Origin of the sequence: Listeria goaensis, from assembly GCF_900186125.1 — a bacterium.
In the GTDB taxonomy this organism is placed as follows: Bacteria; Bacillota; Bacilli; order Lactobacillales; family Listeriaceae; genus Listeria; species Listeria goaensis.
This window is the reverse complement of record NZ_FYBQ01000001.1, coordinates 153,929-177,675: the sequence shown is the minus strand read 5'-3', so window position 1 is coordinate 177,675 and position 23,747 is coordinate 153,929. Positions and strand designations below refer to the sequence as shown.

Annotated in this window: 24 protein-coding genes; 2 read left to right on the top strand and 22 right to left on the bottom strand. The window is 38.1% G+C overall.

The window, feature by feature from the left end; genetic code table 11:
- Nucleotides 1-75: 75 nt before the first annotated feature.
- The 10 genes from CFT42_RS00895 to CFT42_RS00845 all read right to left on the bottom strand — a co-directional run bounded on the left by CFT42_RS00895 (nt 76) and on the right by CFT42_RS00845 (nt 6,680).
- Nucleotides 76-1,455, bottom strand: coding sequence for a sensor histidine kinase (locus CFT42_RS00895; protein ID WP_088815172.1), 1,380 nt, complete (start codon nt 1,453-1,455; stop codon nt 76-78).
- Nucleotides 1,452-2,153 (bottom strand): response regulator transcription factor, encoded by a 702-nt coding sequence (locus CFT42_RS00890; protein WP_369821453.1) that lies wholly within the window; start codon nt 2,151-2,153, stop codon nt 1,452-1,454. Before CFT42_RS00890 ends, CFT42_RS00895 begins: the two co-directional genes overlap by 4 nt.
- A gap of 16 nt (nt 2,154-2,169) precedes the next feature.
- Nucleotides 2,170-2,412, bottom strand: coding sequence for a hypothetical protein (locus tag CFT42_RS00885; RefSeq protein ID WP_088808719.1), 243 nt, complete (start codon nt 2,410-2,412; stop codon nt 2,170-2,172).
- A gap of 19 nt (nt 2,413-2,431) precedes the next feature.
- Nucleotides 2,432-3,904 (bottom strand): multicopper oxidase family protein, encoded by a 1,473-nt coding sequence (locus CFT42_RS00880; protein WP_244169913.1) that lies wholly within the window; start codon nt 3,902-3,904, stop codon nt 2,432-2,434.
- Between the two features lie 432 nt (nt 3,905-4,336).
- Nucleotides 4,337-4,648: a hypothetical protein gene (locus CFT42_RS00870; protein ID WP_088808716.1), complete on the bottom strand. Its 312-nt coding sequence runs from the start codon at nt 4,646-4,648 to the stop codon at nt 4,337-4,339.
- 23 nt (nt 4,649-4,671) lie between these two features.
- The gene (locus CFT42_RS00865) at nt 4,672-5,574 is read right to left on the bottom strand and encodes an IS3 family transposase (RefSeq protein WP_117590146.1); all 903 of its coding nucleotides are present in this window, start codon (nt 5,572-5,574) and stop codon (nt 4,672-4,674) included.
- Nucleotides 5,505-5,696, bottom strand: a complete 192-nt coding sequence (locus CFT42_RS00860; RefSeq protein ID WP_088815168.1) for a transposase — start codon at nt 5,694-5,696, stop codon at nt 5,505-5,507. Before CFT42_RS00860 ends, CFT42_RS00865 begins: the two co-directional genes overlap by 70 nt.
- Nucleotides 5,697-5,706: 10 nt before the next feature.
- Complete coding sequence (locus CFT42_RS00855; protein WP_088815167.1) at nt 5,707-6,027, bottom strand: helix-turn-helix domain-containing protein; 321 nt, start codon at nt 6,025-6,027, stop codon at nt 5,707-5,709.
- A 301-nt stretch (nt 6,028-6,328) separates the two neighbouring features.
- A complete protein-coding gene (locus CFT42_RS00850; protein ID WP_088815166.1) occupies nt 6,329-6,508 on the bottom strand; it encodes a hypothetical protein in 180 nt (59 codons plus the stop codon).
- Nucleotides 6,498-6,680, bottom strand: a complete 183-nt coding sequence (locus CFT42_RS00845; protein ID WP_088815165.1) for a hypothetical protein — start codon at nt 6,678-6,680, stop codon at nt 6,498-6,500. The genes CFT42_RS00850 and CFT42_RS00845 overlap by 11 nt, the downstream gene beginning before the upstream one ends.
- Before the next feature lie 450 nt (nt 6,681-7,130).
- Between CFT42_RS00845 and CFT42_RS00835 the strand changes: the two genes are divergently transcribed.
- Entirely contained in the window at nt 7,131-8,228 is a 1,098-nt protein-coding gene (locus tag CFT42_RS00835) for a hypothetical protein (protein WP_088815164.1), read from the top strand.
- Between the two features lie 70 nt (nt 8,229-8,298).
- On the opposite strand, the gene guaA is transcribed toward CFT42_RS00835, so the two are convergent.
- The 12 genes from guaA to CFT42_RS00775 all read right to left on the bottom strand — a co-directional run bounded on the left by guaA (nt 8,299) and on the right by CFT42_RS00775 (nt 22,541).
- Complete coding sequence (gene guaA / locus CFT42_RS00830) at nt 8,299-9,855, bottom strand: glutamine-hydrolyzing GMP synthase (RefSeq protein WP_088815163.1); 1,557 nt, start codon at nt 9,853-9,855, stop codon at nt 8,299-8,301.
- A gap of 121 nt (nt 9,856-9,976) precedes the next feature.
- Nucleotides 9,977-10,372, bottom strand: coding sequence for a PTS sugar transporter subunit IIB (locus CFT42_RS00825; RefSeq protein ID WP_088809064.1), 396 nt, complete (start codon nt 10,370-10,372; stop codon nt 9,977-9,979).
- A gap of 1 nt (nt 10,373) precedes the next feature.
- A complete protein-coding gene (locus CFT42_RS00820; RefSeq protein WP_088808706.1) occupies nt 10,374-10,682 on the bottom strand; it encodes a putative quinol monooxygenase in 309 nt (102 codons plus the stop codon).
- Between the two features lie 12 nt (nt 10,683-10,694).
- Nucleotides 10,695-11,519 (bottom strand): ammonia-dependent NAD(+) synthetase, encoded by an 825-nt coding sequence (nadE, locus tag CFT42_RS00815; protein ID WP_088808705.1) that lies wholly within the window; start codon nt 11,517-11,519, stop codon nt 10,695-10,697.
- Nucleotides 11,520-11,577: 58 nt separating this feature from the next.
- On the bottom strand, nt 11,578-13,068 hold the full coding sequence (locus tag CFT42_RS00810; protein WP_088815162.1) for a nicotinate phosphoribosyltransferase: 1,491 nt from the start codon (nt 13,066-13,068) through the stop codon (nt 11,578-11,580).
- Between the two features lie 124 nt (nt 13,069-13,192).
- Nucleotides 13,193-13,576, bottom strand: a complete 384-nt coding sequence (gene tagD, locus CFT42_RS00805; RefSeq protein ID WP_088815161.1) for a glycerol-3-phosphate cytidylyltransferase — start codon at nt 13,574-13,576, stop codon at nt 13,193-13,195.
- Between the two features lie 17 nt (nt 13,577-13,593).
- Entirely contained in the window at nt 13,594-14,730 is a 1,137-nt protein-coding gene (locus CFT42_RS00800) for a CDP-glycerol glycerophosphotransferase family protein (protein ID WP_159458136.1), read from the bottom strand.
- A 62-nt stretch (nt 14,731-14,792) separates the two neighbouring features.
- Complete coding sequence (locus CFT42_RS00795) at nt 14,793-15,818, bottom strand: ribitol-5-phosphate dehydrogenase (protein ID WP_088815159.1); 1,026 nt, start codon at nt 15,816-15,818, stop codon at nt 14,793-14,795.
- Complete coding sequence (locus CFT42_RS00790; protein WP_088815158.1) at nt 15,811-16,524, bottom strand: IspD/TarI family cytidylyltransferase; 714 nt, start codon at nt 16,522-16,524, stop codon at nt 15,811-15,813. The genes CFT42_RS00795 and CFT42_RS00790 overlap by 8 nt, the downstream gene beginning before the upstream one ends.
- Nucleotides 16,525-16,621: 97 nt before the next feature.
- Entirely contained in the window at nt 16,622-19,192 is a 2,571-nt protein-coding gene (locus CFT42_RS00785) for a YfhO family protein (RefSeq protein WP_159458135.1), read from the bottom strand.
- 65 nt (nt 19,193-19,257) lie between these two features.
- Entirely contained in the window at nt 19,258-20,244 is a 987-nt protein-coding gene (locus tag CFT42_RS00780) for a hypothetical protein (RefSeq protein WP_088815156.1), read from the bottom strand.
- On the bottom strand, nt 20,241-22,541 hold the full coding sequence (locus CFT42_RS00775) for a bifunctional glycosyltransferase/CDP-glycerol:glycerophosphate glycerophosphotransferase (protein ID WP_088815155.1): 2,301 nt from the start codon (nt 22,539-22,541) through the stop codon (nt 20,241-20,243). The genes CFT42_RS00780 and CFT42_RS00775 overlap by 4 nt, the downstream gene beginning before the upstream one ends.
- Nucleotides 22,542-22,755: 214 nt before the next feature.
- On the opposite strand from CFT42_RS00775, the gene galU reads away from it, so the two are divergent.
- Nucleotides 22,756-23,664: a UTP--glucose-1-phosphate uridylyltransferase GalU gene (gene galU / locus CFT42_RS00770; protein WP_088808696.1), complete on the top strand. Its 909-nt coding sequence runs from the start codon at nt 22,756-22,758 to the stop codon at nt 23,662-23,664.
- Nucleotides 23,665-23,747: the final 83 nt, after the last annotated feature.

The window sequence follows — 23,747 nt, the reverse complement described above, 5'->3', positions numbered from 1 at the left end:
ACTACATGACGTCTACCTGAAAATACACAAAAAACCTATAGACGCTTTAAACCATCTATAGGCCCAATAAAAACCTTATTTAGGTAATTGAATAATAAAAATACTACCTTTACCAAGCTCACTTTCGACACGAATATTCCCTTTATGTGCTCGAATAATTGATCTGGCGATGGCAAGTCCAATACCTTTGCCACGAGAGCCGTTATTTCGTGATAAATTCGTCATATAAAATCGATTAAAAATGTATTCCTGTTCCTCAATTGGGATGCCCTCGCCTGTATCCATCACTTTAATAATAACCTCATCTCCCGTATCTGCCGCTTGGACAATGACTTTTCCAAGAGCAGGCGTGAATTTTAAAGCATTGGCTAAAAGATTCGTGATGACTTGGCGAATTTTGTCTTCATCTGCAACTAATTCGATTTCAGGACTAATAATTTCTAACTCAACCTCTTTCGCCTCATACTGAGCTTCAAAATTATCACGCAAAGTAAACAACATTCTTTTTAAATCAAAAGGTCGAATATCTAGATTTTCGATATGACTTTCAATCGCTGATATTTGCTCAATGCTCCCAATAAGACGAGTTAATCGGTCCACTTCGTCATAACAGCTTTTCAGACGCTCTGGAGTCACCGGCCAAATCCCGTCAATCATCGCTTCAATGTGCGCTTTTACAGTCGTTAAAGGGGTTCGAAGCTCGTGCGCTATATCTGTTGTCAAACGATTCCTTAATTCGTTTTGTTTGCCTAAGCGACGTGACAGTTCATTAATCGATAATACAAGCTCATTGATTTCAATTGTTGAACTTTCTGGCAGCATCGTTTCAAGCCGATTTCCTTCTGCAATTTCTTTTGTCTTCTCATTCAAGCGAACAAGTGGATAACTCAGTCGTCTAGACATCCATGTTACGATAAAAGTCAAAAAGAAAAAGGCAGAAATGGAAACAATGAGTAGATTCATTTTCATATCGCGCATAAAAGCAAGGTCATGTTTGGTATAATTTAATGGACCAACATAATGAATGTCTAACGTTGCAATTTCTCGACCATTCGAATCTTCAAGATTAAAAATTTTCGTCATTTCTTCTGTTTTAGTTGGGTTCTTTTCTTGCAGCGCTTTCATCTCTTTCTGGCTGTCAATTTGCTCACTTTCTGTTGGTGAGAAAATTGAATTTCCCGAAACATCAAATAGAATGTACCATTGTCCCTTAGTAGCAATAGATTCATTAATTTGCCTAAGCCGCTTCGTATCCCATGTATTCGCATCCTCATTGTAAGCGAGCAAAACGCTGTGTTCCGTTTGCTTAATCATTTCATTTTGTTTTTCCATAATGTATCGTTCAAAATGCGTATTCATTAAATAAGCTGTAATAAAACTAATTGAGCCAATAATGAGGACCGAAAGCGCTGCAAATCCGAAAATAAGTTGCGTCTTAATCGTTCGTTTTTTCATTCTGCACACCCAAATCGGTAGCCTTTCCCGTGTATTGTTAAAATAAACCTTGGTTTTTTCGAATCAACTTCTATTTTTTGTCGCAAATTCTTAATATGGGAATCAATCGCTCTATCGGAATTTATTGAATCACAACCATATAATGCCTCAACAAGCGCCTCTCGCGGAAAATATTGCGTCGGATTCATCGCCAATGTAACGAGTAAGTCAAACTCCTTTTTAGTCAAAAAAATCTCTTCTTCGTGTAAAAATACTTGCCGAGAGCCCGGATAAATAATTAATGTTCCTTGATCAAAGGCTAACTTATTATTCTTTTTGCTCATTAAACTTCCGCTTCGCCTAAGAACCGTTTCAACTCGCATAACAAGCTCTTTTGGGCTAAATGGTTTGACGATGTAATCATCTGCGCCCAATTGTAAACCTGTTAAAATATCTTGCTCTTTTGATTTGGCTGTAAGCATAATAATCGGTGTATCGTCCCCGCTTGCTCGAATTTCTTTGCAAATCTCTAAACCAGATTTATCAGGTAACATTAAATCTAAAATGATTAAATCTGGGCTACTTAACGTATATTTCTTGAATGCAGTTTCACCTGAATTTGCCCGAAATACCAGATAATCTTTGGCAACTAAGTATGCCTCTACAACATCTAAAATTTTAGGCTCGTCATCTACAATTAAGATTTTCAATGTGAACACTCCCCGCGCTGATGATTTATAAATATTTCTTTTTATGCAAATACTCCTCTTCATTGATGTGACCGCGCATGAATTCGTTAAGTAAAACTTGTTCAGGCTGTTCACTAGAGGAGGCAAATTCAATTTTTTCCTTCTCGCGACTCATCATGACATACATGAGAAAACTAATCGCTGCCATCATGACCACCCAGAAAAGCAGCATCAGAAGCATTCCAACCGTCCCCCCACCAAAAATATAGTCACACAAATCTCCAATCATTTTCACACAACTCCTTTTTCTACAGCACCTTGACTTGAGCCATCATACCGTTTTCCTCATGCTCAAGGTTATGACAATGATACATAAACACACCTTTTTGATTAAAGCGGATTTTTAGCTTGACCGATTCATTTGGCGCAATCACAACCGTATCTTTCAATCCCCGTTCATTGCCCATGGTAGCCCTTCCATTTCGGCTTACAATTTGAAATTGCGTACCGTGAATGTGAAATGGGTGATTCATATCCCCCATCATGCCACCTTCATTTGTCACCTCCCAAATGACTTCCGTACCTTGCTTCACTTCCTTGTCAATGCGATTCATATCAAATTTCTGCCCATCGATTGCCACCATATGCCCCATTCCAGAAAGCGTAATTTTGTCCACTTTCGCATCTTCAGTTTCCATAGGGGAATCAATTTGGTTAAGCACTTGTTGTGGGTTCTCGGTTCGAATAAGCGAATCCGCCACATTGAAACGTAAAACGGTTGCCCGACCGTCTTGTAACGCCACTTTCTTATTCCGTATTTTTGTAAAATCTAAAATAATTTCTGCTCGCTCACCAGGCGATAGTTTTAAATTTGTTAGCGACACTGGTTTCAAAAGAAGTCCACCATCAGTCGCGATTTGCGTGATTTTGGCACCATTTGAAAGGGCCAAGTTATACTCACGCGCGTTTGAACCGTTCACCATTCTAAGTCTAATTTTATCATACTTCACATCAAGATACGGACGGATAGTCCCATTGATGACTAAGCTTTCGCCTTGTGTCCCGTCGCTGTTTCGATCGTTCGCATAATCAAATTGGTTGTCTTCCATAAAATTGCGGTCTTGTATAATCACTGGAAAGTCATTTTTCCCATAAGCTGAAGGAAGGTTTTTACTCTTTTGATTTTCATCATCAATATAAATTAAGCCGGCAAGGCCCTGATAGACTTGTTTTGCCGTGTTGCCTTTCGGATGAGGATGAAACCAGAGTGTCGCTGCATCTTGCTTCACAGTGAAGTTGACCTCTTTTTTACTATATTCAGGAATGGTTTGGTGCGGCCCACCGTCTGAAACAGCAGGTACAACAAGCCCGTGCCAGTGGAAACTTGTTTCCTCGTTCAAACTATTTTTCGTTCGAAAGGTTACTTTTTGACCTTTCTCCAGCCGAATAACTGGACCTAAATAATTTCCATTATAACCAAGTGTCTTCGTTTTTTCACCTGTTTTTATGACTGATTCGCCAGTTTTTGCTTCAATATCATAAACGACCCTTTCATCATTAACCGTCGATGGCTCAAGTATATCCGGTATTTTCAGTGGCCGAGGCGCTTCATCTGGTTCTTCTTTTAAGGTAACAACTTTATCCTCCGCTCCCATGTCCATATTGCGATGTTCATTTGGGGACATATTTTTATTCATCAGCCAAAAACCAATTAATAAAATACTTATCAGCAGTAAAACACCAATAACAATGCTCCAAATTAAACTTTTTTTCAATCTCACCCCTCCTTTATACATATAGGTTAGCAAAACTCTATGGAGAAAATATGGAGAATTTAGAATGCGCCTCCATATTTCCTCCACGTTATCATGGTATTATATAAATGTAGTAAACAGCTTTTTGCTGTTTGCTGCCCCACCTAGTTACCAAAAGAGCGAACTGGCCTTGTCGCTTTTTTGGTTTTTTTTGTTTAAAAAAAGCAACAATCAAGTGGAAAACCATTTGATTGTTGCTTTTTTAATTATCTTCCAAAAACTCGTCGCGATAAGATGGATAGTTGCTAAAAAAGTATTTCGATACAATAAAATGTTCTGTTTCCTCGTAGTCTACTTTTTATAATTGTGTCCTCATGATTGAATAAAAAAATAGCAGCATCCGGACACGACTGAAGTGCACCACGAAAGTTGGACTTCTTGACTGAATTCAATGTTAATTCAGAGCATATGATTGAAATATCCATTTAAATCATCATAACTTAGTTCAGACTCAACCACTTTACATGAAATTGCCTTAATTGTCATGATACCTTTCGGTGTATTGATTATGAATTCAGAAAATTCACTATGTATTTTTTCGTTAATTCCAGTTATTGTCATAGTACTTTCAATATTCATGGATTTAACTCCATAAAATAATATATCTATAGTAGTATTTAAATCTTCGACACTTCTGAGCAATAATGTATTTAATGATACACTATATTTCCAAATTCTAAATTTCCTTTTGTCAAAGTGATTTTTCAGCATTTTATTTCCTCCAAATAATCATACTATTTATTTTTGAACTTCAAGTATTGTCTAGGCGATTTTCCATCAAGTCGCAAAGATATTCGCTCATTATTATAGTAGCTAATATAGTTATGTAGCTCGTTGGCAAAGTGCTTTATGCTTGTAAATTCTTGATTGTAGTAAAATTCTGATTTTACTGTGCCGAAGAAACTCTCAATGGCTGCATTATCTAAACAATTACCTTTCCTCGACATACTTTGAGTAATCTTCTGCTGGAATAGAATACTTTGGTATAGAAAAGATTGATAGTGATACCCTTGATCAGAATGTAAAATTGTTTCTGTTGCGTATGATCTTCGTCTTGCTACTTGTTTCATCATTCTCTCTATCATTTCTAGATTAGATGTTTGACTGATATCATATGCGATTATTTCATTATTGTACAAATCCATAATAGGAGAAAGAAATATCTTCTTTCCATTAACCTGAAACATTGTAACATCTGTCACCCATTTTTGATTGGGTTTATCAGTTTTGAAATTTCTATCAAGAATATTATTTGCAACCTTTCCAACAGATCCATAATATGAACGATATTTTTTGGGTCTAAGTGTACATTTGAGTCCGAGTTCTCTCATTAATTTTAAGACTGTTTTGGAATTTAATGTTATACCATATTCATGTAAGGCATAAGTTATTCTCCGATACCCGTACCTACCTTTATGTTGCTCATAAATTTCCTGAATATATTTTCGTATGTCTAGATATTTCCCTATTTTATCTAAATGTTTAACGTGATAATAGTATGTACTTTTTGCCAGTCTTGCTACAACTAACAACTCAGTTATTGAAAATTCATGCCTTAGTTCATAAACTATTTGTGTTTTTTCTTTTTCACTAAGATTTTTTTCTGTTGAACTAAGGCATCTAACTTTTTTAAGTATGCATTCTCAGTCCGTAATAAATTGACCTCTTCAACAAATTCTTTTCTGGACTTATGAGATAGTTTTAATGATATAGGTTTTAACTGCTCTTTATCATGCCTTCCTGATCGTTTATCAATCATTAATCCTGGCTCACCATGTCCAATGTATATTTTTTTCCCAGCTTCTTACAATAGTTGAAGAATTCAGATTAAACTTTCTTGCGGTAACTGCCAATGATGAACCGGTTCTATGCATATATTTTACTACATTTATTTTGAATTGACCATCATACACCTTAAACTTTCGTCTTTTTAATACTTCTTCACCATTCGCTTTATAATCTGCAACCCACTTCTGGATTTGGGAACGATGGATTTCATATTTTTCTGCCAAGAATCCAAAATATACCATACCTTCAGTATACTCTTTGAATAGCTTTAGCTTAAATTCATAACTATATTTCATTCTCATTATTATTCCACTCCTGTCTCACTATTATTATAGTCTAACATTTATGGACCACCTCAGACATTATAATAGGCGAATGTGTGGCGATAATAAATTGCGCCCCTTTCTTCGCTAAATTATTTATCGCCTGAAGCAAAGTTAGTTGGTGACAAAGCCGCTTCCGGTTCATCCAATAAATACACGCCATTTTCGGAAAAACGATTCAAAATGACTGCCATAAAAGCCTCACCATGCGATTGTTCATGAAGAGATACCCTGTCCCGTAAGAATCAATAATCGGATTCCCACCACCTTCTTTATCCAATTAATCTATCGTTGTAGCTAAATTATAAAAGCTTTCTGCTCTTAAAAAGAAAGAATAATCTGCTCGTTTTATTCCCTTCACAACCCGAATTGCATCACTTAATTGGCTATGCGTTTCTTTCGTATAGAATGTAAAAATTTTTGTACAGCTTTCTGGATTCAATCCGTAGTTAACCGCCATCGCTTCTAAATAAAGTCGATTTTCCCATGCCGTTTCCGCCAACAAAAAATGTTATATTTTCATCAAAAACTAGTTCTTCGGTCTTTTGAATTGAAGGAATATTGAATGGGTAGATGTCTGCATTGTTTTTGTGGATTCGGCACTTTTTGATGTAGTTTTGGTTGGTGAACATCTTTGGCAGCTCCTTTGTGTTTGACTTTTGAAATAATGCTCTTCTAATTTTTGTCTCAAATTTCGTAATCCGCTTACCAATAGATGTTGGTTAGGCTAGAAAAAAGCAACATGAAAGAATTTAACGTTTTTTAGATTTTTTGACTTTCGATTGTTATTGTAGGGTTGGTTTGCAAAATAGTTGCAGATAAAATTCAAAAAATCTTTTTAAGTCATATCTCTTCAATTGTTTTTTCCAAAAAGGTGATATAATGAAAGATAAACGATATAAAAGCATTCTTGTAACAGTGTTGGGAGAGAAACCGATTATCATACAATCGAGAATTGATAAAATCGAAGGAGTAAAAATTCAATTTGAAAATTTAGTTGTGAATCCTTATGTATCAAATAAGTTCATTACTTTATCTTTCAAAGCAGATAATATGAATTATTACTAAAGGGGAGCTTTTGAATGAGTACAAGAGAGCAAGCAATTTTATACTGGATTCTAATTTCACTTTTCCTTATTATCATATTCGGAAGAAAAAATAATTTATTAAATTCTTTAAAGAACGTTATTAAATACATGATAAAGTTTTTATTAAATCCTATTGCTATAGTGATAATAGTAATAAATTTAATCTACTTAATTATAATATATTCTTTTGTATATAGAGATAATTTGCAGATTTCACCATGGTATATAAAAGACTACTTAATTGTTTTATTTTTTTCAGTCTTTCCAATTGTTGAGTATTTAAAAAAACTGAATTTTAGAGAATTAATTCTTGAAAAGAAAACCGAATTATTTAGTATTGTGGCTATTCCACTTTTCATAAATTCAACCTATACTTTGCCTGTTATCTGGGAAATGGTATTGATATTTATTATAGCAATTCTTTCTGCATTAATAGCAGTCGCAAATAAAAAAGAAGACACAAAAATTGTTGCTAATTTTTTTAACTTCTTTTTGATAAGTATTAGCTTGTTTATGCTAGTTACTGCGATAAATCAATTTTTGAAAAATATTAATGATGTTTTTTCACTGGATTTTTGGCTGTCATTTGGAATAGAACCTCTGGTTTGGGCATTAAATGTTCCTGTGATCTATTTAGCGAGAGAAATGGCTTTTATTGAAAAGAAAGTAATATTTAGCCGATATAAAAATAGAGTATATTCTTATGTAAAATACTATGCGAAATTATTAGTGCGAAAATCAAAATTTAGAAGGTACGAACACCTTGATTCTGATATTGCAAACTATATTCAAGAAGCAAGAGAACTTTCAGCTGCTGGAGGGAATAGGATATATATTAAGTTGAAAAAAAAAGATATATCAAATGAAATTTTAATAGCTATTGCTAGTGATGCAATTTTAGGGAGAAATACGTTTACTAACATAAACAATCAAAGAGAGAAATATCCTAATGTAGTTGAAATTATAAACGTAGATAATGAATTGTGCGTATTCTGGCAAGATAATTTTTTATCTACTGATTATAGAGATACTAGAATAGACAAAATGAAAACCATTGAATTGATAGAAGGAATTAAATTAGTTCAAAAATAAAATCCTAATGGTTACGCAAATAAAAAAACAACCGTGCCCCCTACTATCAAAGGGTTCACGGTTTCTTTATTTACTCCCACTCCACCGTCGCTGGTGGTTTACTCGTCACGTCATACACAACACGATTCACGTGCTTCACTTCATTCACGATTCGCACAGAAATTTTCTCCAGCACGTCCCACGGGATGCGCGCCCAGTCGGCTGTCATGCCGTCGATGCTTGTTACGGCGCGGAGGACGACAGTGTGGTCGTATGTGCGGCCGTCACCCATGACACCCACGCTTCGGATGTTTGGTAGGGCTGTGAAGTATTGCCAGATTTCGCGTTCAAGACCGGCATTTTTAATTTCTTCTCTTAGGATAAAATCGGATTCGCGGACGATTTCTAGTTTTTCTTCCGTCACCTCACCGAGTACGCGAATACCGAGGCCTGGACCTGGGAAGGGTTGGCGCCACACAATTGCGTCTGGCATACCGAGTTCCGTTCCGAGTGCGCGCACTTCGTCTTTGAATAGCGTATTTAATGGCTCAATCAATTTAAATTGCATGTCTTCTGGAAGTCCGCCAACGTTGTGATGCGATTTAATTGTTTGCGCCGTCGCTGTGCCGCTTTCAATGATGTCCGTATAAAGCGTACCTTGCGCTAGGAATTCTACGCCGTCTAGTTTGCTCGCTTCATCATCGAATACGTAAATGAATTCGTTGCCGATGATTTTGCGTTTTTGTTCAGGATCTGAAACGCCTTTTAGTTTGTCCATGAAACGTTTTTTGGCGTCAACCTTAATAATATTCATGTTGAACTCGCCTTGAAGGGTTGCCATAACTTGATCGGCTTCACCTTTACGAAGTAAGCCATGATCAACAAAAATACATGTAAGCTTATCACCAATTGCCTTGTGGATCAAAACGCCGACGACGGAAGAATCGACCCCGCCAGAGAGAGCTAGGAGCACTTTTTTATCCCCAACAAGCTCTTGAATCTTTTTAATTTCGACATCAATGAAGTTCTCCATCGACCAATCACCCTTACAACCGCATATGTTTAAAGCAAAGTTTTTAAGCAGGTCGTTGCCGTATTCTGAGTGGCGCACTTCCGGGTGGAACTGGACACCGTACATCTTTTTGTTTTCATCAGCAATCGCTGCAACCGGACAAGACTTGCTTGTACCGATAACGTCAAAAGTTGCTGGCGCTTCAACAACGAGGTCGCCGTGGCTCATCCAGACAGTTTGGTCAGTCGGAATGCCAGCAAATAAATGGTTTGGAATTTCTAGATGTACATTTGCTTTTCCGTATTCACGGTCTTTTGCAGGTTCTACTTTACCGCCAAAATGTAAAGTCATTAGCTGCATGCCGTAACAAATACCTAAAATTGGAATGCCCATTTCAAATAAGCCTTCATCACAGCGGAATGCACCTTCATCATACACACTGTTCGGCCCGCCTGAGAAAATAATACCAGTTGGGTTAAGTGCCTTCATTTCCTCTACCGTAATCGTATGCGGGTGAAGCTCACTATATACACCAAATTCGCGGATACGTCGCGTAATTAATTGGTTGTATTGGCTACCAAAATCCAAAACGATAATTTTTTCTTGCTCTAGAAATTCTTTCATCTTTTTTTCCAAAACCACCTTATCTATAAAATTAAGCCGAGATAGTCGGCTCAAACCACAAAATAAGAAAAGGACAATCGCTTGCCCTTTCATTCTTCTTACATTTTAACGTCTTGCGAGGAAAGTTGCAACCCTAGATTTCACCAGTGAGCCTAAGCGCCTGCTCTAAAATTTTCGCACCTTCCATGCGACCAAACGCAAGCGAATCAATTTTTGCACTTGGAATCCCGATTTCTCCCAAAACTTTCTCCACTTCTTTATACATGTAACTCACTTGCGGGGCAACCAAAACGGCGTCCACTTGCTCCTTAAAGTCGCGAAAATGCGCACTCGTAATCGCCGTCACCGGACCCATGAAAAACACAACATCACGATCTTTATTTTTTTGGAAAAAATCAGCTTTCAATTTTACGTCCTCCGGGAAAAGCAAAGCGGCGTCTAAGTTTTGTTCTTTCGCGCTTTTTACAACATATTGCGCCATTAAGCCAGAAGTCGCGCCGCCCGCGCAAACAATCATAATCGTTTTCATTTTATAGCCCTTTTCCACCAATAATATCGAGTTCCTTATTGCGTTCCACATTTGCAATTAGCGGCATTGCCCGTTCGATTGCAGCCTTCGTTGCCGGGTTTTCAAGCGAAGCGCGGTGGTGCCCTTCGTCCGTCCAAATTTCGCTCACGTAAACAATATTTTCATCTTGTTCAGATATGCCAACGATGTAAGAAAGGCAAGACGCCTCTTTTTCGAGACCAGCGGCACTTTCCAGTAAAATTTCTGCAAGCGCTTTTTGCTGGCCCGGGTGAGCAACAAACGTCGTGAATAGTCCAAATCCCATCTTCATTTTGCATCCCTCCTATTTCCAAAAATCATCAAATATTGTAATCGCCATATGACGTTTATGCATAGATTTTGTGTACCAAGCTTCGATTTTTTGTGCAGCATCTTCTGGGACTGCGCGCCCTTCCAAGTAATCATCAATCTCATCGTACGTCACACCAAGCGCCACTTCGTCCGGCAAAGCGGGTTTATCGTCTTCAAGGTCCGCTGTCGGTGCTTTTAAATAAAGATGTTCAGGACATCCTAGTTCCTTAAGGAGAGCCTTACCTTGTCGTTTATTGAGGCGAAAAAGCGGATTGATATCCGTCCCGCCGTCCCCGTATTTCGTATAAAAACCAGTAACAGCTTCCGCAGAATGATCCGTCCCAACGACCACCCCTTGATACATCGCTGCAATGGAATACTGAGCCTTCATGCGCTCGCGCGCCTTTTCATTTCCTTTCGCGAAATCGGAAAGTGTTACGCCAGCTTGCTCTAGAGTGATGACGCTCACATCGACGGCAGCTTTAATGTTAATCGTAATCGTTTTGTCAGGCGCAATAAATTCGAGCGCATCCGTGCGGTCAGCTTCATCGATTTGCTTGCCGTACGGTAAGCTTACGGCGATAAATTGATAGCTCGAATCGTTTGTTTCGGCGCGCAATTCGGTAATCGCAAGTTGGGCTAGTTTGCCAGCTAAGGTGGAGTCTTGCCCAGCGGAAATTCCAAGGACAAGCGATTTTAAAAACGGATTTCGCTTTAAATAGGCCTTTAAAAAGTCAATGCTCTTCCGAATTTCTTCTTGTGGGTTTATTTCCGGTAAAACGTGCATCTCACGTATAATTTGTTCTCTCAACATCAAAATCCTCCTATCAAAACAGCGACCTACTTTTAGACAAAAAGAAAGCCGCTCGTGTTTGTTAAAATGGTATATCTAAATCAACTGGTGAATGAAGCTGCACGCTTTTGCGCACTTTCTCGATGTTGCGCATCTTATTTTTCCAGCACTTCACGCTTAAATCAACTGGGTATTGTTCTGGACGAATCGTACGCTTGTATTCATCCCAAAGCAGCGCCAGGTTATCCTCTTTATATTGCTTGATTTCCTCTAAAGTCGGCATCTCATAGACAAGCTCGCCGTCCTCAAAAATCGGCACAAGTAGCTCACGCGCCGTAAAATGCTTCACTGTTTTCGTAATGTACGTATGCACCGGGTGGAACATCGTAAGCTCCCTCGCGTCGTCCAAAGACTCGTCAAACAGTGCCACATAGTCCCCTTCCGCCTTCAAGCCTTCGTCCGTCGTGATGATACGATACACGGTCTTTTTACCCGGGGTGGAAACTTTTTCCGTGTTGCTCGACAGCTTAATTGAATCCTGCAGCACACCGTTTTCGTCCGCGATGGCCGCCATTTTGTAAACCGCACCAAGCGCTGGTTGATCATATGCTGTAATTAGTTTTGTGCCAACACCCCATGAATCAATTTTCGCTTTTTGTGCCTTCAAAGATAAAATCGTATGTTCATCTAAATCGCTCGACGCAAAAATTTTCACATCCGGAAATCCTGCTTCATCTAGCATTTGGCGTGCCTTCTTCGACAAGAACGCCATGTCCCCGCTGTCCAAACGAATCCCCATAAAATTCACCTTATCGCCTAGTTCCTTCGCCACCCGAATCGCATTCGGTACGCCTGATTTCAGCGTATCATACGTGTCTACGAGGAAAATAGCATTTTTATGACTCTTCGCATAACTTTTAAATGCTTCATACTCATCTCGGTACGCCTGAACCATCGCATGCGCCATTGTTCCTGAAACTGGAATGCCGAAAATTTTTCCAGCGCGCACGTTACTTGTGGAATCACAGCCGCCAATATAAGCCGCGCGCGTTCCCCAAATTGCTGCGTCCATTTCTTGCGCTCGCCGCGTGCCAAATTCAGCTAAGCTTTCCGCTTCCACAACCTCACGAATTCGCGCCGCTTTGGTCGCAATTAAGGTTTGGAAGTTCACAATATTTAAAAGTGCCGTTTCAATGAGCTGTGCTTCCGCTAAGCTCGCTTCCACTTGCACGATGGGTTCTGTTTTAAAAACAAATTCACCTTCGCGAACGGAACGAATGTTGCCTTTAAATTTAAAGTTTCGTAAATACTCTAAAAACGGGCCATCAAATCCTAGTTCATCGTGTAAATAGGTGATGTCGGATTCTGTAAAACGCAAATTTTTCATATAAGCAATAATGCGCTCTAAGCCAGCAAAAACGACAAAGCCTGAATCGAATGGCATATCGCGAAAGAAAACTTCGAATACGCTTTTACGCTCATGCAAGCCGTCATCAAAATACGCTTTCATCATATTAAGTTGATACAAATCAGTATGTAGTGTTAAACTGTCGTCTTGATATAAGTTCGTCATCGTTCTCTCCTATCCTCATTTGGAAACGAATTTAATAACCCCATCATAGCACAAAACGGGGTGTGTTACTACTTCCGTGAATTTTTGAACGCAAAAAATCCTACGCAAAAATGGGCGTAGGATTTTAGCTTAAATCATCTTTAATTTGTGTCGTTGAAATGCCGGTCGTTCTTGGTAAATAAATGACTTCACAGTAATCTTTTAGGAAGTCAAATTCGCCGCTCCAATCGTCCCCCATCACGAAAATATCAACGTCATGCGTTTTGACGTCGTCAATTTTTTGTTCCCATGTTTTTTCTGGGATAACTTCGTCTACGTAACGGATAGCTTCTAAAATCAATTTTCTGTGCGGGTAACTGTGATAGGCTTCTTTATGTTTTAGCGCGTTAAATTCGTCCGTTGAGACGGCGACAATTAAGTAATCGCCAAGGGCTTTTGCCCGCTTTAAAAGTTCAATGTGACCCCAGTGGAGCAAATCAAACGTGCCGTAAGTTATCACTTTTTTCATCGTACGTCCCTCTTTTTTTAAAGATTTTTTTTAATAAAAGAAACAAGTTTTTCGCTTGCATTTCCTGTCGAGTACTTGTTCCAGCTTTTTTTAAACGCCTCAATTTGTTCGGCATGCGCAGCCTCCGCTAAAATAGCGTCTGAAAGCGCCTCTGTCGTCTGATACGGCGTCCCCGGAATTAGATCCAAGTAGCCTGTGACAAGACCGCGTTCGCTATCATACGTTTCTAAATCTGGCGTGTAGAAGTACACTGGGCGGCCAAGTAGCGCAAAGTCAACGGGGGTGGATGAATAATCTGTCACGAGAATGTCGCTTCCAGCCAAGACTTCCTTCATTGATTCTGCTTTCGGCACAATGCGTACAAAATCATCTTCTGGCACGTCAAGTTGACTCGCAATTGCGGGATGCAGTTTTAACAGCAAGACGTATTCGCTCGCCAATTTTTCGCGCATCATTTCCACATCGATGAGCAATTTGGCCGCACCAAGCTCATTGTCCCGGTACGTCGGAGCATATAAAATTGTCTTTTTATGATACTTCGCGCGGTAGCGCTTATGCACCCTCATGACCTCTTCTTTTTGAAAAAAGTAGTCTGTACTTGGCACTCCGATTTTGAGCAGCTTACTGTCGTCTAACAAGAAAGAGCGTTTGAAAATGTCAGCCATCACATCAGATCCCACGACCACATGAGTGAACGCCGCGTAGACGCGTTTAAATCGCGTCTGTTCGGCAGCTGTCCGTCCCGCAACACTTTTATCTTCCCATGCAAACTTTTTGAGTGCGCCACTCGCATGCCAAATTTGTACGCAGATTGTTCCTTCTGCCCATTTCATCACAGCAAGCTCGGGGAAATAATTATCAACAAGGACAACTTTTGCCGTGCTCATATGATAAATGCGCGACACCAATGTTTTTGTTTTCATAGGAATCATTCGCATAAAATTTTGAGCGATTTTTGTTGTGTCTAAACGTGGGTCATAAAAAACAATTGTTTCAGGTGTCACTTTTAGTTCCACCATTTTTTTGGAGATTTGTTCTGGGCTATCGCTAAACGTAATCAGCATAACCACTTTGTTTTGCCGTTTAAACATGCGACAAAGGAAGGCGATTACCTTGACGAAACACATGTATACAGAAGCTAAAATACGCTTCATTTTCATCACACTCCTTATTCTTTGTCCCTTTTATAAAAGCGCCGCACAGCGACGCCTTTTTCTTATATGTTCCACGACATGACCGTTTTCCCCCACGGGCTTCGTAAATCGGATTCGAACGCTTCAATGACATCTTGAATACTGCGAACATCATGGATTTCACCGACTAAATTGGCTAAGTATTCCACAGCGCGTTTATTTTCATTTAAAAAACGAACGGTTTCTTCAAAGTCAACACGACCACTGCGGCTACTACCGTAAACGGTAAGCCCTTTTTCAAGCACCATGCGTGTATTAAACTCAATCGGATATTCTGAAACACCGAGTAGCGATATCGTACCTTCTGGTTTGATGAGGTCAATAATTTGGCTGACCGCGTACTGGCTGCCTCTGCCTCCCGCACATTCAAACGCTTGGTCAATAACAAGCCCTTCCGGAATCTCGTCAATATTATAGGCACCGTCTACAAACGAGAAGAAATCCAGTTTGTACGGTGTTTTTCCAAAAATATAGACCTTCGCATCTGGGTACTTATCTTTTAAAAGAAGCGTCATGATGAAGCCTAAGTTGCCATCGCCCCAAACGCCGAAAGACGAGCGATTTTGGTCGGCGCGTGAATCAAAGCGAAGTAGCGCATGAACAGCTACTGAAATGAGCTCTGAAAAAGCGGCAACTGACATGTCCATATCTTCTGGTAACACCACAAGACGGTCCCGACGCATGAAAACATTGTCCTGCATGAGTCCATCAAAACCGCTTGAACGGAATTTCGTTGAACGCAAGTAGTTTTCTGCAATGACAGGGTCACTTTCAACGGGTGTATTAGGAATCATGACGACTTTTGTCCCAATAGGAAATTCTTTTTTAGCATCATAAACGACTTCTCCGACACCTTCATGAATCAGTGCCATTGGAAGTTTTTTCGCTAAAATTTCTTTTCCGCGTGAACCAGTATAATAGCGCTGATCGGCCGCACAAATCGAAAGATAAGTTGGGCGAACAACAACGACATCTTCCGTCAATGTTTCATCAATGTTCGCGACTTCGAATTGTCGTTCAGACACGAGCCTGTATACTTGATTAATCATTATTTATCCGCTCCTGTATAATGGCATTCGCTACTTGCAAATCGTACGGTGTCGTAATTTTAATATTAAAAATTTCACCTTTTACTAAACTCACTTTTTCACCAGCTAACAGACAAATTTTACAAGCATCCGTTAAAATTTCTTTTTGCTCGGCAGAAAGCGCGTTGTAGTGCCCATAAATCATTTTCATGTTAAAACTTTGCGGCGTTTGACCTTGATACATCACATCACGAACCGGAATATCTGTAATAAATTCATGGTTGGTCGATTCAACAATTGTATCCGTCGCCGTAATTACCGTATCTACTGTGCCGTATTTCAAAGCCGCATCAATATTTTCTTCAATAATTCGGTGCGTTAAAAATGGACGAACAGCATCATGTGTGATTAAAACATCATCTTCATTTAAACCGAAATTCTTCTCTACATAACGAATTCCGTTCATAATCGTTTCATTGCGGTCGGTACCACCTTCAATGACAACAACTCGGTCATCTTGAATATGTTTTTTTAGGACATCTTCTGTGTGGTTCATCCACTCTTTTGGTGAAGCCACAAAAATCTTATCAAAACGCGCATTTAAAATAAATTTTTCAACGGTATGCACAATAACGGGTTTACCGTTAAGCGGTAAATATTGTTTTGGCATACTCACATTGCCCATCCGGGTACCTTTACCCCCAGCAAGAATTTCAGCATAAATCATTTCTTTATTCTCCTTTATTTCTAAAGTTTGAAAGCTCATACAGCTATATTGTAACACAAAAGATTGTAAAAAGAAGCTATCCATATTCACGCGAGTCTTACGAACGTTTCGCTCTAAATCTTAACCAGATCAATAGCGCACTACCTGCTAGTAGCGCAAGGAATCCTGCAAAAAGACCAGGTTGTCTGTAGCTCAGCTCAATTTTATTTTTCCCTTTAGGCACTTCAACCCCAATAAAACTCTTGTTATAAAGTGGCGTTATTTCAGTTTTTTCGCCATTTACTTTGGCACTCCAGCCTTTGCTATACGGAATTGTAAATTGGACAGTTTCTTTTTCTTCTGCTACAAAATTTGTTTCTAGCTGATCTTCACGTATTTTTTCTACATGTACGTTACTTTTTTCTAGGGCATTCACTCGATTTCGGAACATTTCTAAATCCAGTTTAGCAAACTGTAAACCACCGATGTTTTCCACCGCGTTTCGAACTACAAAAGTAACGGTGGTCACCCCGCTTTTTTGTTCGCCAAGATTAATAATATGCGGCGCTACCTCAAAGGTAGAATGTGAAACTTGTTTACCGTTTACATAGATTTGTAAAGGCGTAGCGCTATTCACGATTCCATTTAATGACAGGTAAAGTTGCGAAGGTTTTTGGATTTCAATTTGTGCTTCCAATTTCCCTTCCGTGACGTGTTGATTTTTTTGGAGCGTCAAAACATTATTGTTTCGCGTCACTGTTAAATCTTTTGCCTCCCATTTTACTGGGGTCGTCATTTGGAAATACGGTAACTCACTTCCTTTTTTGGAAAAAAGTAGGTTTTGCTTCTCAAAGTAATTTAGCGACGGATCATCAAGTTTACTGCTAACCGCTTGATAGTCCACTTGCGGAATGTAGGCTAAGGAAAGCGCGTTTTGATTTTGATAAACGTCGTAAGAAGCAGTTTGCATGACCCGCTTAAAACCCTCTTTTGTAATCTGGCTATTTTTAGGTTGTATGTTGTATGCCACGCCAAACAAGGAGTCGGTAATTAAAGTGTTCCCTTCGTAGCGTAACCACACCATCGAAGGTGTTGTTAAAAAGCCTAGTTTCCCTAGATTTTGGTTCAGTTGCTTATGCGTAAGTGTATTGTAATTGGTTATGCCATTCAAACCATAGCGGAATGAATCATTATTTCGAAACGGCTGTTGACTTGTAAAATCCATTCTTGAAAAATCGCTACCGCCAACTTCCGAGACAATCGCTGTTTTTTCTTTATCAAATTGGTTGTATTGTTCATACGTTTCAGCCGGGTAGACGCGATTTGTTTGATAGGTGTTCATCAGTAAGTCCGCTGCAACGAGTAACACTAAACACGAAATAGCGATTTTTTGATATTTCTCGAGACCAATCAGGCCAATCGTCAAGCAAATAAGCATAGCCGCATTGATAACTAAAATTTTTCTAGAGATGATTTCGCCATTGTTCAAGTAAAGCAGTACAAATAACAGCAGCAGAGCAGATAAAACGATTAAGATTTGATACATTTTCAAACCTGAAAATACATCGATACTTTTAGCCGCCATAACAACTGCAAAGGCCGAAAAGATGAAAATATAACGATATGGCCATCCGTTTGGTTCCGCAAACCCGTGGAAAACATAGTTCATTCCAACACTTTGCGTCGCTATAAATAATACGATTAAAGCGGCTAACCACAACAACTTCGTTTTCAATAAAATAGTGCGATTTAAAAAGAATAACACAGCTAATAATAAAATAAAGAGGCCTACGTAAACATTGGGCGCATTTTGATTCACATCCACAAGTGGATACTGAACGCCCGTTAAAAATTTGCTTAACGTATTGATTGGTTCTGTTAAATCAAACTTAAACCATTGAATAGCCTGATCCTTTTTTGGTGCAGATAGCGTTTCTAACACTACTGGCACAACAATTGGTGCCGCTAATAAGGCAGAAATAATTCCCGATGAAACGAAATGGAAAAACTTCTTCCAAAAAGAAATCGGCTTTTCCCCGAGCTCAAAAATCCGAACAAGAAAATATAAGAATGCCCCGATACAAGCCATATAGCCAATATAAAAGTTTGTAACAAGAGCATATGTAATACCAAAAATGAATATTCCAGATTTTCCATCTTGAATAAGTTTATCTACCCCAAGCATAATAATGGGGAAAATATAAACTACATCCAGCCACATAATATTCGATTGATAAACAACTATAAAACCTGATAGCGCGTAGCTAATAGCAAGCGGAATTGTCCACCACGTCATCTTTTTAAATGTGTTTTTTAAATAGATTGCCATGAATAATCCTGCAAGACCTACTTTAATCCAGTAAACAATTTGAATCAGGTATACTAATAAGTCCTTTGGGAACAACGCGATGATGAAAGCAAATGGGCTCATCAAATAGTAGCCTATTATCCCGAGTGTTCCTACACCCATGCCACCTTGAAATGTAAATCCCCAATTCGCTTTTCCGTAAATCAAATCATGCAGTAGATAGTGAAATGAGATATACTGGCTTTTCAAATCGGCAGCCAGAAACGTTTTTGTTCCCAAAAAAGACATGCTGTTTAATGATTGTGCAATGATTACTAACAAAATAGGCAAAACAAAACTAATGCCATATATCCACTTTTTATTAAGTTCTTTCGTCTCCATATTTATCCCCTCAGCCATAAAGAGAAGCTAGCTAGTTTTTTAGCTAACTTCTGTTTGATATTGATTTACTTGCTAAAAAATAGTTCATTACATTTTTGTAGTTCTTTATCAGAATTTGCCCGCACAGCTTTATACAATGCATTCGTTGTTTGACGGTAAAAACGCAAGTAGTATTGTCTTGAATTAAAATGCATTTGATCAAATAAAAATGTACTAAATTTCAGATATGTTTCGACAAATAATGAGTCGCTCTTTAAATTTTGATAATTTTCGATTGGAACTTGCACGAAGAAATAACCAAGTGAAACTAAATCAGAAACAATTATTTTATCTAATTGCTCTAGTTTTTTCAGTAAACTGGTTAAAAATGTTTCCGCTTTTGCTACTTCATTTTTGAGAATGAGTTGCTGGAAGTACGGGCCAATTTGCTCCCGAACTAAATAATTCAAAGTATTAATATTATACTTTTGATTAAGCAAACGAATATGGCTATGTTTCTCCTGCCGCATCTTTAAAAACGCATACTTCTCAAAAACTTGTTCCACATCCACTTCAGCTAATTCTTTTTGGAAAACATCATCTTGAAATTCTAAGATTTTTTGTTTAACGATACTTTGATTTTTCGAAAGCAATCTAAACATTAACTCCTCAAAATTGTCGTGGCCATCAAGTTCACTCGCTGCACTCAAAAGTTCTTTTTTACGAACCAACATAAAATGATAATTTTCTTCAAAGATTAGAAAGGGCTCTTGTTCGAGATAGCTAGGCACAGAAAGCTCTACTTCATTGATATAGTTTAACCCTTCTTCTAACTCTGTTTTTTCATAAGAAAAGTTCTTGACTTCTTTTAAAAAGACAGGGTTTTTTTGAAAATAATGAATGTCTGCACTTGCAATAACTTCCTCATAATTTTTAGCGAAAGTCATAATTTGAGAAGTTACGATGTCCGATTCATTTCCATTTAAAAGGATAAATTCGCCTTCAGCTGTGTTTAATTTCGGAAGCGCTTCTTGAACACGTTCCTCCGAACTCACTTGGATAATTGAAATCATGCTCTCCCCCCTTTATTATCTATAAAAGTTTCAATAAAGCGACGGGTGGATTGACCATCAATACTAGACATAAATTGCTTTCTAAATGAAACTAATTTCTCATAATCATATTGATCCAATTTGATAGCTTCAACCAATCGATCTGTTGTCTTGTAAATATTCCCGGGAATCATTTCCTCATAGTTGAAATAAAAACCACGTTCATCAAAATAATTATCAATATCATAAGCAAAGAAAAACATAGGTTTATTCATAATGCTATACTCGAAAATCACTGAAGAATAATCTGTTATTAGAACATCACTAAATAGCATTACGTCATTTATATCATCTGTTGAATCAATCATAATAATAAATGGATCGTCTAAATCAATATTCATGGTGATATTTTTAATCATCGGGTGAAATTTTAAAATTAAGACGTATTCATCGCTCAAGCAGTCGCGCATTTTTTTGACATCCATGACAACAGAGAAATTCTTCCGCTCGTCTGGTCCGCCCCTAAAGGTTGGCGCATATAGAATGGCTTTCTTTTCGCGTAAAATCGGATATTGCTTCCGATAAACTTCCTCGATATATTCTTTATAGTCATGATCAAAAAAGATATCTGTCCTAGGCACACCAATTGGAAATATTTGAGATTCCTTTTTGCGAAACGCCTCTGCATATTGCGGGACAATCGCTTCTGAACTCGTTAAAACGGCAGAGTAAGGCGAATGCGCTCGCGCTTCAAATTCTTCAGTGTTTGAATCATCGGCTTCTAATGCGCTAAAGCCAAACTTCTTAAAAGCCCCTGCCGCATGCCAAGATTGAATAACATTAGTTCTTTTACTGAACTTCAATCCATAGATTTTATTGTAATAATCATCTAAAACAATATTCTCAGCACGCCCCAACACATAATAAAGCTGTAGTATTTCTAGCCAACTTCGCTGTTTATTCAAAAAGACAAAAATTCGTTCAGGTCGATTATTTAAAAACATAAAGTCATAAATCGCTAATAAATTGCCTTCAAGCTTTACGCTTCTTTCTGTTGCAAGTACAAGATAATCTTTTTTCGGCAAAAAACTCACCAATTTAAATAAGATTCTTCGCGCAAAACCATTTACGAGGCGTGGCGTTTTTAATTTCGAACGAATAATAAATCGGTTAGAAATTCTCTTCGCTTTTTTCCAGTTGTCTTCCTCTATAATACTAATGGTCGCTTGGTAGTATACAGGATAGGTTTTGATGAAAGCATCCTTTGCCTCTTCTCTTTGTTTTGCCCACAAGTAAGTAATTAGTTTGCGGAAAGAATCCCTAGCTCCCTTTCGAATATAGTTTGCTCGGTCCATCGTACTATACATAAGAAAATAACGGAAAGATGGAATTAAGTTTAAAAACTTATCCGATTTTGTTTCAAACCAATTTAAAATCATCGTATAACAGGTGTTTTGAATGTCAACATCTTTACTTTCTGTTGATGCCTTGAGAGCAGCCCACAATTCAACACTAGAAACACGTTTATAATACTCCAACGCAATATTTTCAGGCGTCTTACTGTTTTTAATTTCTTTCTCCCCGTAATCAAAAACATCAAACACAGATTGCAAAATACGCACAGGATCTTTATAGACTGATTGTGTTAAGGACTCACCTTCACCATCCCTCAAACGGTAGTAATAAACCACTTTTTCTACCGTATAAATATTTTCTGCATTCAGCAATGCATGAAGTACGAATGGCTGGTCCTCTCCATATCTAATTGTTTCAGGAAAAAAAAGGTTTTCGATTAATTGGTGGTGATATAATTTAGCACACGGCCCTATCGAATAAAACAATTCCGGATTTTTGAAAATCGTTTTACTCCCCGGTTTGGCAATATTGTGTTCCACATGAGAAGGAATAAACCATTCTTTCTCTGAATTAAACCTTTTAGTTGCCCCTGTAACTAAATCAGCATTATTCTTAACTGCTGCTTGATACATTAAATCAAGCGCATTATCAGGAATAATGTCATCGCTATCTACAAAACAAATATACTCTCCTTGAGCCTTTCGAAGACCATGATTCCGAGCAACTGCTGGCCCCGCATTTTCTTGTTGAATAAGTTTAAATAGTTTATGGTTTTTGATAAAATCTTTTACAATTTCAATTGTTCTATCTGTTGAACCATCATCAATAAGTAAAACTTCATAATTATCAAATGTTTGAGCTTCAATACTTTTTAAAGTTTCTAAGATGACTTCTTCCACATTGTAAAGCGGCACGATAATACTTATTGCGACTCTTTTGTTTTCAGTTACTCGCATGTTCATAAAATATTATTCTCCTAACTAAATGGCATATCTTGTTTAATTTTAGCTATTAAATTTATGGATGTCAATTCCAATTCGATTTTCTCCCGCGCATGTTAGCTTCCGCCAATCTATTTCTACGCTTATCAGTACAGAAATCAGTCTTGCTATTCTGCATCAATATCGTTTATAATGTTAGGAGGCAATGAAGTACATATTTATTGGAGGTTTCGAGATGAAAGTAAGAAAGGCTGTTATTCCAGCTGCAGGATTAGGGACTAGATTTTTACCTGCTACAAAAGCTATGCCAAAAGAGATTTTACCTATTGTAGATAAGCCTACGATTCAATTTATTGTTGAAGAAGCGATGGCCTCAGGAATTGAAGATATTTTAATTGTTACAGGTAAGGGAAAACGTGCGATTGAAGACCACTTTGACTCTGTTCCTGAACTTGAAATAACATTACGAGAAAAGAACAAACTTGAATTACTCCACCTTGTGGAAGAAACAACAAATATTAACTTGCATTTCATCAGACAATCTAAACCTAAAGGGTTAGGTGACGCCATTTTACAAGCAAAGGGTTTTGTTGGTAATGAACCTTTTGTTGTCATGCTAGGCGATGATATTGTTAAGTCTAAAGTTCCTTGTGTGAAACAACTTATCGACCAGTATGAGCATACTCATAGTTCGGTCATTGGTGTTCAAACAGTTCCACACGAAGAAACATATCGTTATGGAATTATTGATCCTGCTGATAAGATGAGCGATCGTTTATTTAATGTAAAAGGTTTTGTTGAAAAGCCTGATCCAAATGAAGCACCATCTGATTTAGCAATCTTAGGTCGTTATTTATTGACACCTCAGATTTTTGATTATTTAGCAACACAAGAACCCGGCGCTGGTGGAGAAATCCAGTTAACCGATGCGATTAATCGCTTAAATGAAATCCAACGTGTTTTCGCGTATGATTTTGAAGGGCAACGTTTTGATGTTGGTGATAAATTCGGTTTTATCGAAACAACAATGAAATTTGCTTTAGAACACCCTGAAATTAAAGATAACGTACGTCAATTAGTCGATAAGCTTTATCTTGAAATGCATAAAGACGATAAGGCTACAAGCAAGAAAAAGAATTCTTAAGTCACAACTATCGGATAGAGAAGGATCGGAATCCCGACCTTCTCTATTTTTGTTCAAAAAAATCCTCAAGGTATCGACTTATC

Bases quoted from the DNA above. Each gene is read 5' to 3' on its own strand.
- CFT42_RS00895 (WP_088815172.1), bottom strand. From the start codon at position 1,455: ATGAAAAAACGAACGATTAAGACGCAACTTATTTTCGGATTTGCAGCG.
- CFT42_RS00885 (WP_088808719.1), bottom strand. From the start codon at position 2,412: ATGATTGGAGATTTGTGTGACTATATTTTTGGTGGGGGGACGGTTGGA.
- CFT42_RS00870 (WP_088808716.1), bottom strand. From the start codon at position 4,648: ATGCTGAAAAATCACTTTGACAAAAGGAAATTTAGAATTTGGAAATAT.
- CFT42_RS00860 (WP_088815168.1), bottom strand. From the start codon at position 5,696: ATGATTGATAAACGATCAGGAAGGCATGATAAAGAGCAGTTAAAACCT.
- CFT42_RS00855 (WP_088815167.1), bottom strand. From the start codon at position 6,027: ATGAGAATGAAATATAGTTATGAATTTAAGCTAAAGCTATTCAAAGAG.
- CFT42_RS00850 (WP_088815166.1), bottom strand. From the start codon at position 6,508: ATGGCGGTTAACTACGGATTGAATCCAGAAAGCTGTACAAAAATTTTT.
- CFT42_RS00845 (WP_088815165.1), bottom strand. From the start codon at position 6,680: ATGTTCACCAACCAAAACTACATCAAAAAGTGCCGAATCCACAAAAAC.
- CFT42_RS00835 (WP_088815164.1), top strand. From the start codon at position 7,131: ATGAGTACAAGAGAGCAAGCAATTTTATACTGGATTCTAATTTCACTT.
- CFT42_RS00825 (WP_088809064.1), bottom strand. From the start codon at position 10,372: ATGAAAACGATTATGATTGTTTGCGCGGGCGGCGCGACTTCTGGCTTA.
- CFT42_RS00820 (WP_088808706.1), bottom strand. From the start codon at position 10,682: ATGAAGATGGGATTTGGACTATTCACGACGTTTGTTGCTCACCCGGGC.
- CFT42_RS00810 (WP_088815162.1), bottom strand. From the start codon at position 13,068: ATGACGAACTTATATCAAGACGACAGTTTAACACTACATACTGATTTG.
- tagD (WP_088815161.1), bottom strand. From the start codon at position 13,576: ATGAAAAAAGTGATAACTTACGGCACGTTTGATTTGCTCCACTGGGGT.
- CFT42_RS00800 (WP_159458136.1), bottom strand. From the start codon at position 14,730: ATGAAGCGTATTTTAGCTTCTGTATACATGTGTTTCGTCAAGGTAATC.
- CFT42_RS00795 (WP_088815159.1), bottom strand. From the start codon at position 15,818: ATGATTAATCAAGTATACAGGCTCGTGTCTGAACGACAATTCGAAGTC.
- CFT42_RS00790 (WP_088815158.1), bottom strand. From the start codon at position 16,524: ATGATTTATGCTGAAATTCTTGCTGGGGGTAAAGGTACCCGGATGGGC.
- CFT42_RS00785 (WP_159458135.1), bottom strand. From the start codon at position 19,192: ATGGAGACGAAAGAACTTAATAAAAAGTGGATATATGGCATTAGTTTT.
- CFT42_RS00780 (WP_088815156.1), bottom strand. From the start codon at position 20,244: ATGATTTCAATTATCCAAGTGAGTTCGGAGGAACGTGTTCAAGAAGCG.
- CFT42_RS00775 (WP_088815155.1), bottom strand. From the start codon at position 22,541: ATGAACATGCGAGTAACTGAAAACAAAAGAGTCGCAATAAGTATTATC.
- galU (WP_088808696.1), top strand. From the start codon at position 22,756: ATGAAAGTAAGAAAGGCTGTTATTCCAGCTGCAGGATTAGGGACTAGA.